The sequence below is a fragment of the Arthrobacter sp. 05L417 genome, from assembly GCF_056397865.1.
The window spans coordinates 74,667-87,782 of sequence record NZ_JBFTOG010000025.1 but is presented as its reverse complement, the minus strand read 5'-3'; the positions used below and the strand labels follow the sequence as shown (position 1 = coordinate 87,782).

The window sequence follows — 13,116 nt, the reverse complement described above, 5'->3', positions numbered from 1 at the left end:
ATCTCCGGGAACCCCCGAAGCCGATCCAGCTCTTCATCCGAGAACACCTGAGTAGCCAAGAACGACCTCCACCAAGCCGACAAATTCCCAGCTCAGAAGCCTACCGGAGCCATATCCGCCCGTTTTTCGGCGGATACTACCGCGACCCCAAGCCGAACCTAACCGCTGCCGAAACTTCTGCCGGTCATAATGGCCACGTGATCATGTTTGCGAAGGTTCTCACCAATGTCCTCTTTGTTGCCGGCTTTCTTGCCATCGCTATTGTCGCTGCTCTGATCAGTTACTACGGCAAACCGGAATTGGGGCTGACGATCGCCGTGGCTGCCTTTGCCCTCGGCTTGATGCAGGTCATCGCTGCCACCATCGTAAATACCCGGCACAAGCGGGCAGTCAAAGCAGCGCAAGAAGCTAAGCGCGCTAATGCTTCCGCACCACCGACGACATACAGCGTGCAAGCAACCGAGGCCTTTGACTACGATGCCCAGACTGTCTGGTCGCTGATTCGCCCGGCGGAGAACGCCGTCTTGCTCACAGACGCCCAGCGGGCCTTCACCGTCCCGGGAACACCAACCGGGGCAGGGGAACAGCAGTGCGTCATCGAACGCGATGGCACCGCGTCCATCATCGAAGTCATCGGTGAGGAAAGCCCGAAGTGGGCCACAACAAGGCCCCTCGCACCAGGCAAGACGAACAGCCGCACCAGCTACACGATTGAACCGACGCCGACAGGATGCACGCTGACAATGGGAATGGTGATCGAACTCAAGGGTAGCGACCGGTTTGCCCACGATCCACAGAGCTGGTGGGAGTCTCACGCACGCCGCTATCTGAAACGGGTGAATGAGGTACTCTCCGCCCGACAGGGCTGACGGTCACTGTTGGTGGACCTCCGTGTAGGTTTCCTCCAAATAGCCACCCGTCATGCGGGGCGCCGGAAAGGTGGCCGGGCTTGGCTCTTGGCAAAGTTCTGCCTAGACGGCTTTGATCGGTTGTCCTGCGAGATTCCAGTAAGTAATGGTGTGTCCATTCGGGCAGAAGGGTCGCCCAATTCGCCGACGCTCCACTTCGACACCGCCAACAGTCTCGATATACCAGGTCTCAAACAACCGTGTACGACATTTCGGGCACTTGTACTTCGACTTCCGATTCTCCATGATTCCCCCGGGGCATGTGGTCGGCGATCAACCGAGCATAGGACTCCAGATGGCCACGTGGAAGGCCGAACGTTGGGCCAAACATAACTAGCAGGCCGACGAAGCCGGGTGTTTGTTGTCAGCGGTCCCGATCGGAATAGCCGCGACCGAGAAGGGAAGGTGCGCAGCGGTCGGCGCACCGGCGAATCGGCTGCCTGTTGCCTGTTGCCTGTTGCTTGGATCACATCCTCCGTTTAGTCTTTGTTCCGGGCCGCAGCGTCGCGGTTCCTGATCGGAAGAGGACTCATGACCGAAAAAATCCGGCTTCTCGTAAAAATGGACATCGATGGTGCCCAGGTCCGCATCACAGCCCACGGGCATCTAACCACCCGGAGCCTTCACGCCCTCTATGTCGTCGTGAGGCGGGCCAACGCCCTTATGCATGGCCTGGCCCTTGAAATCGACGTCACCGGGGCCAACGTCGACCCTGCGGCCATGGAAGCTCTCCGCCGCTGCTCGGAATCCCGCCGCCTTCCGGCCTTGATCGATCCCCAACAGTCAGAGGTCAACATCTGCGTTTACTCAACCGCCGACGCCGCGATGGCAGCCTGACCGCAGACCGGAACCGAACGGGCAGACACGGCCCAGGAACGGCCAAGTGTGCACCCTTTCGAGGAGGCAACCGGTCGTGCTGTTGGCTTCCTGTCAATTGTTCTAAGATCCGGGGATGGACGGAAGGCCAAGTGTCATGAAGACGCTGTGGGGGTCCGGCCGGTAACCGTTGAATGGCTCGCAAGGTGTGAAACCGTATTTGTTGTACAGTCTACGGGCCGGGGCGAAGAACTTTTGTGCCCCGGTTTCCAGATACAGGCGCCTGTAGCCGCGTTGGCTGGCTTCCTCGATGATTACGGCGAGGAGGCGGGTTGCCACTCCTTGCCCGCGTGAAGATGCCGTGGTGCGCATTGATTTGAGTTCCGCGGCTGCCGGCGTGAGTTCTTTCAGCGCCCCGCACCCAAGGAGCATCCCCGCTCTCCTGGCCGTCCAGAACGTGATGCCCGGGCCGGCCAACCCCGCATGGTCCAGGGCATGCACGCTTCCCGCGGGCGATGCCGCGTACATGTCGGCCAGATGCTCGCCCAACAGCTCCTGGACGTCTTCACGTGACGGATCATCGACCATGATCTGAATCAAACTCATTCCCCCTGGTACTGCGGTTCCTTCGACATGCCCTTGCCGGTCGCGGGGCCTGACCGGCATTAATGGCCGTCAGGCCCTGACGAACCCGGCAAGTTCCCACGAGTCTTACATACGTTTGTGAAAATTCGCTTTCACCTGACCTGCAGTTCCAGGAACCAATCATCGGACCGCTGAATAGCAACAGCGGGGCAATCTAGGCGCATGCTTCCCAGACCGGCATCATGTCGGAGATGAAAGCTATCGAACTGTTGGAAAATACTATGGGCCGGTGAGAGCAGCGATGACGACAAAGACCGTAAGGACGGTCAGGACAGCCAGTACGACGTATCCGATCCACTTAGGGCGCGGTCGATGTGGGTTGATGTCGAGGTAGGGCATGGTCGCGGCTACTTCTCGCGTACCGGCAACGCCGCGTTCTTCCGCTTCGTATGCCACAGCACGAGCAGGTGAACGGAAAACATCAGCACAAATGAGGCGCCCAGGAAGATCACGAGGACTGCGGCGTAGCGGATGAAATCCACGAAAAGCCTTTCAGTATGACAACCGGCCGATCCTATCCAGAAGTTGTCCCGCATACACAGTCAAGCTCAGGATGACGCTAAGGAAAGCTCAAGATTTGCAATATTTCCCCGGCGTATTCAGGTTCTACCCTTGCACGCTTCCTGGCTTGTCGGGAGACCTTCGCGGGATGGTCCCGGCCGGTCGGGGTTCTGTAGAGGTCATATGCCCATTCGAAAATTCGGCCGCGGCGTCCTGGTACTTGCTTCGTCGAAAAGGCGCGTGGAGCTTCGCCGTCTCGTTCGGCCCGGACTGCCTCTTTCAAAACAGTTCATGCAAAGCCCGTCCTTTCCTTGTAGCTTGGGAACTACAGGTCTGAATACCGCGTCGGTGCTGGGCTGACGCGGATTCTTGAAGTACACATGGGGGGCCATGAGCGACTTGGGCGTGGCTGTGGTAATAGAAGACGACGAGGACATGCGCAACCTGATCGGGGGAATCCTTCTCCAATGGGGTTTCGAGGTCCATACGGCATCCGGCGGCCGCGAAGGCGTTGAGGTGGTTCGGCACATCAGCCCCGACGTCGTGACCGTGGACGTGGGTTTGCCGGACATTGACGGGCTCGAGGTACTGCGCCTGCTCCGGGAGTTCAGCAACGCCTATATCGTGATGCTCACCGGCAGGGCCGACGAGCCCTACCAGCTGACCGCCCTTCGCGATGGAGCCGATGAATACATCACCAAGCCCTTCTGGCCGCGGGAGATGCGGGCCAGGATCGCTGCGATGATGGGCCGGCCCCGGCCCCAGACCGCGGGCAGTCATTCCCCCGGCCCCACGGCTGAGCCCTCTCCCTTCCGAGGCCCGTAAGGGAGAGTAGGTTCTCCGGCACGACGGGGTGGACCTGGATCGGGAGGCGGACGCCAACAGTGGGCGGTATTGCAGTGGAGTCGCGGGCAAGTCCGGCCCCCTTCGGGAGCCGCGTCGGGGAGCCGGAACGGTCCTGTCCCGTTCTGAACGCATCGGCGCCGTCCGTGGCGGGAAAGCCAGGGCGCCTACGTCAAGGACACCGACGAAAGTCCGTGGAGGAGTATCTCAAACCCGCCGCAAACCCTGTGACGATCCGATCGCCTCGCTGGTTGCAGACTGTCCGAAGAAGGCTGCGAGGGACCGGCAGCTATCCGTCCGTCTTGATGTACCTGAGCTGCAGTTCTCTGACCGTCGCCCGGCCATGGGCCGCAATCACGGCCAGGAGGGCCGCCCCGTCACGTAGGTCCCCTTTCCGGACGGTAGCCTCCAACATCTCCGCGAGATGCGCCAGCCGCAACCCGCCGACCATGGCAGACGAGACTTTCAAGCTGAGTACCGCGTCAAGGGCTGCCACCCGGTCCCCGCGCTCGACAGAAGCAACGAGGCGACGGTACCGCGGCCCCCACATGGAGGCATAGTCACGCGCAAAATTCCATGCCATGGCCGGCCGCCCCAGCTGTTCTCCTAGCTCTTCCAGCACTGCGCCATCGAGCAACGGCAACTCCTGGCCGCTCCGGGACGGGCCCCCGCCCGCGGGAACCCTGAAGGATGCCGCTTCGCCGACGGGATCCGCACCGGGGTCGCCGGAGTGGGATGATGCTGAGCTGGCCATCCTTCCAAAGTACGGCCCGCATCGACGGAATAGCCCGACATCGGCCGATCCTGCGGAAAGCTTGGGCCTTCGCTGGGGCCGGGGAAACGGGCCCGCTCCCGTCACACTCCGCGATGCCCAACGACCGGCGGCAGCCTTTCCAGCTGCATGCTTTCAGTAGTTTCACCGCAGCATTCACCGAGGTTCACCGACCAAACCGAGGGTTCCCACAGGTTCGTCCAAGTGCTGGATTAAACCCGGGTCCGCGCTGTTAGCTTCGAAATGTCGATGAACCCACCGCACACCCGCGATCCGCGGAGAAGCAGCGCAATACACCTTTGCTGCTTTCCTGCCCTTTCCGGGCTGCGTTGTTCTCGGCAGCGGCATCCAGTTGTACCTGGGGTTGCAACCGCCGCGGGGCCCGCTCAGGGGTGCCGGGCTTCCTAACCGAAAGAGAATCATCATGCGCAAATCTGCAAAGATCTTCACTGCCCTGTCCGTCGCCGGCCTCGCCGTTGCTGCGGGATCCGCCTTCACCGGTACGGGTGTCGCCACCGCCGGGCAGGCCGCCGCGGACCAGTTCGTGGGCGGTACCGTGAGCCAGTCCGTCAGCGGCGCGACCTTGACCAACGTCGGATATTCCTTCGCCGACGCAGATCACAACACCCTCGTCAATAGCATTGCCCTGACGTTCAGCGGTACGGCGGACGGCCGCGTGGTTTCGGTGGCACCTTCCGGCGGATCGGGCGGAACGTTCACCTGCACGGACGTTGTCTCCAACGGCTCCACGTGCACCTTCCATCCGGCCACCACCGAAACGGGCTACGTCAACCTTGGCAGCCTTGCCGTAACCGTCAGCTAGTTCCGGCACCAGGAACTGCCCGGCCCGCTGGGGGCCGGGCAGTTCCTCACTTCCTGTGATCGAAAGAGTCCTCATGTCGCATCGGTTCTTGCGCCGCCTGGTGGCCTCCGTCCTCGCGATGCTGGCCGGACTGATCGCTGTCGCCGGGATTGCCCTCGCCAGCGGCCAGGCGGCAGTCGTCATCACGCATGGCGTCAGCATGAACCCCGTTTACTTTCAGGGCGATCTGGTCATCGTCGCCCGGGCATCCTCATACTCGGTGGACGATATCGCCGCTTACAACCTGCCTGGCAAAGGCGAAGTAGCTCTGCACCGGATCATCGGCGGGAACGGTGACGCCTTTATTTTCAAGGGTGATAACAACCAGTCGGTCGATCCCGCCAGGCCGCGCGGCGATGAGCTCGTGGGCCGGGCCGTGCTTCACATCCCGCAGGGCGGCGTGTGGCTTGAAACCCTCACGAGCCCGCCGGTCCTGGGGTTGCTGGCATTCGCCCTGCTGGCTGGCGGCGGCGCCGCAACCACCCGCCACCGGCGCAAACGAAGGAGAGCAGCATTGTCCCGCCACATCAGTTCAACCCCCGCCCCGCCTCTTGCCTTGGGGAGCCTTCCGTCCTCGCTGCGGATTTCCACCGTCCTTTCCATCGTCTTCGCGATGACGGGCATGGCCCTCGGAGTGCTGGCGTGGTACGGGCCGGTCGAGCAGCCGGCCACATCCCAGACCAAGACCGGCGCGCGGATGGACTTCTCCTACACCGCCGACGTCGGACACAGCCCGGTATACGACGGAACCACCGCTAATTCCCCGGACCCGGTCTTCCGAAAACTCGCCAACACCGTCGATGTCCACTTCACCTATCACGGTGAACCCGGAACCGCGACCGTACAAGCAGACCTGTCCGCCCCGGGAGGCTGGCACTCAAGCATCCCGCTTGCCGGGCCCGAGACCTTCACGGGCCCCGGATACGAAGGCAAAGTCACGCTGGACCTGAAGGCACTGGATGCCAAAGCACAGGCCGCATCAGCTATTACCGGGTTCCCCTCAGGACCTCTCACCATCGTCGTGACACCACAGATCAAGACATCAACGGGAGCCGATTTCCAGCCCGGACTCAAGCTCACACTGAGCCCGCTCCAGCTCGCTCTCGCCGGCGCCCCGGATATCCTGACCGTTGCCAGCAACACCACCACGGAGCAGACAGTCATGACGCCCCGCATGCTCGGGCTGAACGGCATGAACATCACCGCAATCGCAGCCCGCGTCGTTTCAGCCGTCCTGCTGCTCGCCGCCTTGGTCATCGGAGCCGTCATCGTCGTCTTTGCGCGCCGCACAGCACCGGCGGACGAGGCCGCGGCCATCCGCCGCCGCTACGCTGCACTGCTGGTGCGGGTCCACCCCATGCCCGCGCCGCAAGGCCGGCCCGTCATTGATGTCACGACCTTCTCGACATTGGCCAAGCTCGCCGACCGCTACGGCCTGCTCGTCCTTCACTGGTCCCGCAGCGGAGTGGAGACCTTCGTCGTCCAGGACGAAAACATCACCTACCGCTACCGTCCGGGAGCAGAACCCGCACCGGCCGAACCCCAGCTCGAACTGGCGGACCTCCAGCCATGATCCCTACATTGAGGGCCGCAAAAAAGTTTGTTGGGGAACCGCCCGAACGCGGATGGTTGTAGGCAGCCTTCCTGAGGGCGGAACAGGCGCCTGCTTCGTTTGCTCGTCGCGGCGCCATGCGTCTAGGCTTGGTCAATCCGGCCAGCGCCGGATCCGCGCCGGTAGGCGGCCCCGTAGGCTGGGGAAGCCGGCAGCCCAGCGGGCCGTGTACCCGCCTACGATTACACACTAAGCCCCTCACCGTCCCCCACGGTGAGGGGCTTTTTTATCCCGCAGGTCCAGTAAAATCAGCCGGTCAGTTGTTGCGGTTCATGAGGTGCTCGAGCAGCGCCTGGTCGGGCCTTCCAGGATGTCGGGAAATGCTCGCCCTCAATTTCGCCCGGAGCCGTTCACCATCTGGATCAGTGTCGCTCAGAACTTGATCGATGATGTCCTGCGCCTGCTCAAGCAAGGTCGCCAAGCTGTCGTTCCCGCCCGTATCTGGCGAAACGATCACCTCAGGTATTTTGGATGGGTCATGAGACTCGCGGGGTTCTGCCATTCCGGTTCCTATGTTTGGCCAAGCCGGTCCCGCCCGAGTGGACGCCGCCATCCAAATAATGGGGGTGTCCGGATTCTTTGTCCACAGCGCGTGATGTGAATTCGCACAAGAAGTGCCAGGGAACCGAACCGTCCCGTCAACCGCAAGCACATCTTCATCCTGGGGAAGTCTCGTCGGAACCGTCAACATCAGCACGCAGCGACGGCGTATCTACCCGGGCAGCTGACGGCGGCGCCTTCCGTTGCGCCAGGACACTCATCGGATTTGATGTAACAGCGTTGCTCGTCGCCATGGCGGACACCTCGGTTACCCGGGCGCTGGCCCTGCTCCGCCATGCGACGTCGGAAGGTCCATCGTCGGCTCATCCAGGCGGCCCTTAGCGAGAGCCTTTCCTGGTGCGATGTCGGGGAGGTTGCGGGCGCTGCTTGCCGAGACTGCCCCGGACCATCGTGCTGCGGTGGTCCTGTTGAGCCCCGTAAGCCGGGACAACACTGCCGGAGGGAGGTGCATGGCGAGTTGACCGATGGCCGTGCCTCGAAGAAGTTCAGGCGGGAAGCCGTTCGTTGCGAGCCTCCTTGAGAGCGTTTGAGGACGGACGGGTCGTCCGTGGATGGGGCTGGGGTACAGCCATTCCGGTTCCTCTTCGGCCCCGCCAAAGCGGGTGATGCTTCGTTGGAGCGCCGCTTGGGCCGCGTACTCGCCAAGTTCCGGCGGCAGGCATAGCGGATCCGCCCCGAAGCGCAGGCTGACCGAACCGTTTCCCGCGGAGATTCTGTCAAGCTGCAGGCTTGCGATCTGATGTGCCCTAAACCCGTAGAGCAGGACTAACCCTGCTGCCAGACGCACCCCGGGATCAAGATTCTCGCTCCGGTCAAATACCCTGCGGAGCAGCTCAATCTGTTTGTCTTCGAGCCATTGCACTCGCGCCGCCAACTTCTGCCCGGTCGGTGCCGGGGGCACCCGGGCGTGGGTGAGCGCATTCGACTTTCCCCATTTCAAGAACGCGCGAACCTTTCGGCGATCGCTGTTGCCGCCGGTGAGCCAGCGGTCGATGTCTGCCTGTTTCGCGGTCCGCAGACTCAAGCCGACATCGTTGAGGGCATCGAGGAATTCGCTGATGATGGTTAGTTCGCGCCGCCGCCAGGCCTGTTGAGCCGGGCTCAACACTCGGCTGCGTGCGTGCCGGAGATGGCGCCATCTGGCGTAGCCAACAAACGCCCGTTGATCATCGTTCCTGACGATCTGCTCCGCACGTTTTCTTACCCAGCCTTCAAAGGAGTGAAGGTCATCGGACCGTTCGGGCAGGACACTGTGGGCGACCAGAAAGGATCGCAGGGCCTGGGTTGCCTGCGGGCTGCCGATCGTGTCGAGGGCCTCATGGGTAATCGCATCCTGGTTGTTGATTAGGCTTTTGAGGAGTTCCCACGGCCCTCCTTTCGCCACCATGTGCTTGAGGTATCGCCCATCCGCCCGCAGAAGCGCATCGCGGACGGCCCTGAGTGCCGGTTGCGTCTCCAACTGTGTCTCGTTGAGTACTGCCGTGATTTTGTCCCGGCTGCCGCAACCCGGGCACAGTCCGGCGCGGCTAAGGTAGTCGGCCACGCCGCACCGGGCACAAGGAGAGACCACCATAGGGTGGGTCCTCCAGCATCCCGCGCAAAACAACGCTTCTTCTATCCTGCCGGTCAGGTGCCGTGTCTTCCCGCAGAGTGAGCAAACGCCTTGGCCACCAAGGGTGCCCGGCCAGCGCCGCTGGCCTGTGACAGATTGCGGGACCCCGAGATCCCTCAGCTCATTCGTGAGAGAAAGCAGAAGCTCGCTCCGCTTCCCCGAGCTCCTGCGCGGACCCAGGCCACGCACGCCGAGCTCGAACCAGACCCGTAGCCGGTCTTCCGGATCCGGCAGGGCCGATGCGACGGCCCGGGACACGATCATCGAATGAAGCCTCAAGGATGCTGTTTCCTGGATCCGGTCGCAGAGTCTTGTCGTTGCCGATCGCAAAAGAAACGACCAACAGCCCTGGCAGACCACCCCTCCGACAATTGTCTGGACACGGCCATGAACCTCGCCGCATTCACGGCAGCACCTACTAGACGGCCGAATCATCGGGCCATGTGCCGGCTAAGGGACATTCGGCGGCAGAACGCCGGCCCGGCGTGGCCTGAACCCTTTGTCTTTGAGGACGGCGAGACCTGGCTCTGAAGGGGATCCCCCGCTCGTGCCGCTGGCGCGCACCAGCGCGGGAATCTGGACTTTTCCGATGAGATCATCTGCACTGCATTCCAAGGCATCCATCAAGGCCACGAGCACCTGCAGATTCAACCGCTCGGGCTTTTCGGTCGCCAAGCGGTAGACCTGGCTTGCCGACAGATGCACTCCCCGTTCGTTGAGCAGGGGAATCAGTTTCGTGGTGCTGAATAGCCCCCTCATTGCCATGACCTCCCGCAGGCGCCACTCGTAGTCCAGGGAATTCATCGCTCGTCCTTCCTTGCCGTCGCTGCCGCGAGAACCCCCGAGACCGCCTTTTGCATCATCTGGTTGGCGAAATCACCGCTTACCGCAGTGTAAATCGCCGTTGTTGACTGATATGCGTGCCCTACTTGGCGCTGGATAAATACCGGGTCCACGCCGTCTTCGGTCAGATGGGTGACGTAGCTGTGCCTCAAGGCGTGCGGAGACAGGACCCGGTCGAGTCCGAGTTCGTCACGGTATTCGGCAAAGCGCCTGCCCACATCGTCTGCACGTAGCCGGCGGCTACGCTCGGAAATCCACAAGGCGTTCGAGTCCTCATCCCGCACCAGCGGCCAGATATTCTCCACGTAGTCTTGGACCGCGTCGACTGCCCACCGGTGCAAAGTAGCCACGGAGCGTCGTTTCGGGACACTTCCGCTCGAAGACTTGCCGTTGCGGACCAACAGCATTCCATAACCACCAAACTCCGGAGCGTGTGGGTTGCGGTAAAAGTCCGTCACGTCCAAGCCTGCGGCTTCGCTGGCCCGCAGCCCCCAGGCATATGACACCTTGAACAAGGTTGCGTCTCTGTAAGCGACAAGCGCCCCTTTTCGACCCGATTTCAGCCGCAAGCCAACCTGGTCATCGGCGTAGTCAAAGAGCATCTGAAGTTCTGCCCTGGTCAGCGGCCGACGACGCGGATGTCCCTCGTAATCCTGGAGGTGCCGTGTGGTATTCCATTCAGTACACACCTGCACCGGATGCGTCCCAAACCTGGTCTCACACTCACGGACCCACTCATAGTGCGGAGAACAAACATAGTCACAGAACTGACCTACCGCGTTCTGGTAGCCCCGGATCGTCGACGGGGCCAGATGCCGGATCGTGACAAGATCCTCCATCCACTCATCGAACAACGCTGCAGTCCAGTGCCAGGGAAAGACTCCTGACGCCTCGCGAAAACGCTTCACTGTGTTGATGCCGCTCCTGACACCCTCACCCCTGAGGTTCCGCCCTCCTATGCGTTGGGAACGCCACCCTTCCAGCATCGCGGCAAAAACCGCCTGCTCCTCATCGAGGTAAGCAACACCGGGAGTAAGCAGCAGCGACGAAGACCCGGTCCGGAACCGATCCGACCCCAAAACATAACCCCCTAATGCAGTATTCATGCATTAAATGCATGAACCTGATCAGGAGTCAAGATCCATTTGGCGCCGATTGAGCTCATGGCGAGAACATGGAGGTGGCGCGATACCGGGGATCCTGCATTAGATGCAACATGGTGGAGACCCCGAAATGTCAGTATGAGCGACTAGACTTTATTCGAATATATTTTCGAATAAAGGTGTGTCATGAGTCTTGCTTTGGACCCTCGCATGATAGACGCGGGGGCGCCTCCGGGGCACATCCCGGTGGCACCGGTAGCCGTCCCGGCGGGCTACCCCTCTCCGAGCCAGGACTATTTTTCCTCGGAGCTCGATCTGAATGAGCACCTGATCAAGGACAAGACCAGTACCTTCATCGTTCGGGTGTCCGGGGACTCCATGGAGCCGGGAGGCATCAGCGACGGCGACGAACTCATCGTGAACAAGGCATTGGAGCCCAAGGACGGGTCCGTGGTGGTGGCGATCCTCGACGGTGAAATGACCATCAAGCGGCTGCGGATCACGAGGGCCGGCGTGATCCTGCAGGCGGACAACCCCAAGTACCCGTTGATCCGCGTCCAGGAACTCTCGGATCTGCGGATCTGGGGCGTTGCGATCAGGTGCCTTCATTATGTCTAGGCCGGCGGTGATGCGCCGCATGCAGGAAATCGCCCACATCGACGTCAACTGCTTCTACGCCTCAGCCGAGCGGATCTTCGACCCTTCCCTGGAAGGCAAACCGCTCATCGTCCTCTCCAACAACGATGGCTGCGCCGTGACGCGCTCGGATGAGGCCAAGAAGCTCGGGATTGTGCTGGGTGATCCGTGGTTCAAGCTGGCGCCCCGCGCCAAGGAATGGGGTCTCGTGGCGAGATCCAGCAACTACGAGCTCTACGGATCGATCAGCGCCCGCGTCATGGAGCTCCTGGCCCGGTATTCGGCCTGGCAGGAGGTGTACAGCATCGATGAGTGCTTCCTGGGCGTCAAAGGCTCCGGAGAGGATCTGCTGGCCCTGGGACGGGCCATGAAGGACGCCTGCCGGACGCACATCGGTGTGCCCGTTTGCGTGGGCATCGCACCCACGAAAACCCTGGCAAAGCTCAGCAATAAGTGGGCCAAACACAATCCCATCTTCGAGGGTGTGTGCCGGTGGGAATCCGTGCCGGCGGCCGAGCGCGAAGCGCTCATGTCCCGCCTGTCCGTGAGCGAGATCTGGGGCGTGGCCGCCAGGCTCACGAAACGTTTGGCAGGGATGGGGATCTACTCGATCCTCGACCTCTCCAGGGCAAATCCGGTGGCGATCCGGGACAAGTTCTCCGTGGTGATGATGCGCACCGTCCTTGAGCTGCAGGGAACTCCCTGCATCCCCATGGAGGAAGAACGGATAGGACGGGACCAGCTGATCTTCTCCAGGTCCTTCTCCAAGCCGATCACGACGGCGGCGGACATGCGCCAGGTCATGAGCGTGTACGCGCAACAGGCCAGCGCCCGCCTGGCCAAACACGACCTTCAAGCCAAAGTGCTGACCGCCTTCGCCGGCACCTCTTACTACAGCCCCGGCGACACGTCCTGCCCATCCGTGTGCGTCGCGCTGCCGATGCCCACTGCCGACCCCGTGATCCTCACCAAAGCCGCCCACGCCCTCACCTCCAGGATCAACGACGGCGTAAAATACGTCCGCGCAGGCATCATGGTCACCGACCTGCGGCCCAGCGGCAACCAAAAACCTCTGGAACTCTTCGAGAACGTCCACGAGGAACGCGGCATCGGCCCGCTCCTGGAACAAGTGGCCGGCAAATACGGCCGGGGTTCCATCGGGCTCGGACACGCCGGTATCAAAGGAGGCCCGGACTGGACCATGAAACGCGACATGCTCTCCCCCAGGTACACCACCCACTGGGACGAACTGCCCGTGGCGAAAGCCGCCTGACCGGACCGGAACACCTGAGACGTGGCCCCGAAATGAACTAAAGTAACAGCCGCACAGGCCGCAGCGCCCAGTGTGCTGGCCGCGCCGGAATAGCGCAGTATTGCTTTCGTCACTAAGTTCATCAGCAGA

General features: G+C 61.9%; 14 protein-coding genes. 7 read left to right on the top strand and 7 right to left on the bottom strand.

The window, feature by feature from the left end:
* Both AC1DJW_RS17390 and AC1DJW_RS17385 read left to right on the top strand, forming a co-directional pair.
* The coding region (locus AC1DJW_RS17390) for a hypothetical protein (RefSeq protein WP_476901990.1) at positions 1–869 on the top strand (869 nt) is incomplete at its 5' end.
* A gap of 570 nt (positions 870–1,439) precedes the next feature.
* A complete protein-coding gene (locus tag AC1DJW_RS17385) occupies positions 1,440–1,745 on the top strand; it encodes a hypothetical protein (protein WP_476901989.1) in 306 nt (101 codons plus the stop codon).
* Positions 1,746–1,847: 102 nt separating this feature from the next.
* Here the strand turns inward: AC1DJW_RS17385 and AC1DJW_RS17380 are convergent, their stop codons facing one another.
* Positions 1,848–2,324, bottom strand: a complete 477-nt coding sequence (locus AC1DJW_RS17380; RefSeq protein ID WP_476901993.1) for a GNAT family N-acetyltransferase — start codon at positions 2,322–2,324, stop codon at positions 1,848–1,850.
* A gap of 392 nt (positions 2,325–2,716) precedes the next feature.
* Positions 2,717–2,851, bottom strand: a complete 135-nt coding sequence (locus tag AC1DJW_RS17375; protein ID WP_476901988.1) for a hypothetical protein — start codon at positions 2,849–2,851, stop codon at positions 2,717–2,719.
* A gap of 409 nt (positions 2,852–3,260) precedes the next feature.
* On the opposite strand from AC1DJW_RS17375, the gene AC1DJW_RS17370 reads away from it, so the two are divergent.
* Positions 3,261–3,695, top strand: a complete 435-nt coding sequence (locus AC1DJW_RS17370) for a response regulator transcription factor (RefSeq protein ID WP_476901987.1) — start codon at positions 3,261–3,263, stop codon at positions 3,693–3,695.
* A gap of 307 nt (positions 3,696–4,002) precedes the next feature.
* On the opposite strand, the gene AC1DJW_RS17365 is transcribed toward AC1DJW_RS17370, so the two are convergent.
* Positions 4,003–4,467, bottom strand: coding sequence for an Hpt domain-containing protein (locus tag AC1DJW_RS17365; protein ID WP_476901986.1), 465 nt, complete (start codon positions 4,465–4,467; stop codon positions 4,003–4,005).
* Positions 4,468–4,909: 442 nt separating this feature from the next.
* Here AC1DJW_RS17365 and AC1DJW_RS17360 point away from each other — a divergent pair, with 442 nt between their 5' ends.
* Together AC1DJW_RS17360 and AC1DJW_RS17355 are read left to right on the top strand one after the other, a co-directional pair.
* Positions 4,910–5,308 carry a hypothetical protein gene (locus AC1DJW_RS17360; protein WP_476901985.1) on the top strand — a complete coding sequence of 133 codons (399 nt, stop codon included), beginning with the start codon at positions 4,910–4,912 and terminating at the stop codon, positions 5,306–5,308.
* Positions 5,309–5,381: 73 nt separating this feature from the next.
* On the top strand, positions 5,382–6,920 hold the full coding sequence (locus AC1DJW_RS17355; protein WP_476901984.1) for a DUF5305 family protein: 1,539 nt from the start codon (positions 5,382–5,384) through the stop codon (positions 6,918–6,920).
* Between the two features lie 295 nt (positions 6,921–7,215).
* On the opposite strand, the gene AC1DJW_RS17350 is transcribed toward AC1DJW_RS17355, so the two are convergent.
* From AC1DJW_RS17350 to AC1DJW_RS17335, 4 genes are all read right to left on the bottom strand, one after another.
* Positions 7,216–7,461, bottom strand: coding sequence for a toprim domain-containing protein (locus AC1DJW_RS17350; protein WP_476901983.1), 246 nt, complete (start codon positions 7,459–7,461; stop codon positions 7,216–7,218).
* A gap of 306 nt (positions 7,462–7,767) precedes the next feature.
* Positions 7,768–9,093, bottom strand: coding sequence for a hypothetical protein (locus AC1DJW_RS17345; RefSeq protein ID WP_476901982.1), 1,326 nt, complete (start codon positions 9,091–9,093; stop codon positions 7,768–7,770).
* 489 nt (positions 9,094–9,582) lie between these two features.
* Entirely contained in the window at positions 9,583–9,936 is a 354-nt protein-coding gene (locus AC1DJW_RS17340) for a helix-turn-helix domain-containing protein (protein WP_476901981.1), read from the bottom strand.
* A complete protein-coding gene (locus AC1DJW_RS17335) occupies positions 9,933–10,577 on the bottom strand; it encodes a tyrosine-type recombinase/integrase (RefSeq protein ID WP_476901980.1) in 645 nt (214 codons plus the stop codon). Before AC1DJW_RS17335 ends, AC1DJW_RS17340 begins: the two co-directional genes overlap by 4 nt.
* Positions 10,578–11,264: 687 nt before the next feature.
* On the opposite strand from AC1DJW_RS17335, the gene AC1DJW_RS17330 reads away from it, so the two are divergent.
* Both AC1DJW_RS17330 and AC1DJW_RS17325 read left to right on the top strand, forming a co-directional pair.
* On the top strand, positions 11,265–11,696 hold the full coding sequence (locus AC1DJW_RS17330) for a LexA family protein (RefSeq protein ID WP_476901979.1): 432 nt from the start codon (positions 11,265–11,267) through the stop codon (positions 11,694–11,696).
* Positions 11,689–12,987, top strand: a complete 1,299-nt coding sequence (locus tag AC1DJW_RS17325; RefSeq protein ID WP_476901978.1) for a Y-family DNA polymerase — start codon at positions 11,689–11,691, stop codon at positions 12,985–12,987. Before AC1DJW_RS17330 ends, AC1DJW_RS17325 begins: the two co-directional genes overlap by 8 nt.
* Positions 12,988–13,116 lie beyond the last annotated feature (129 nt).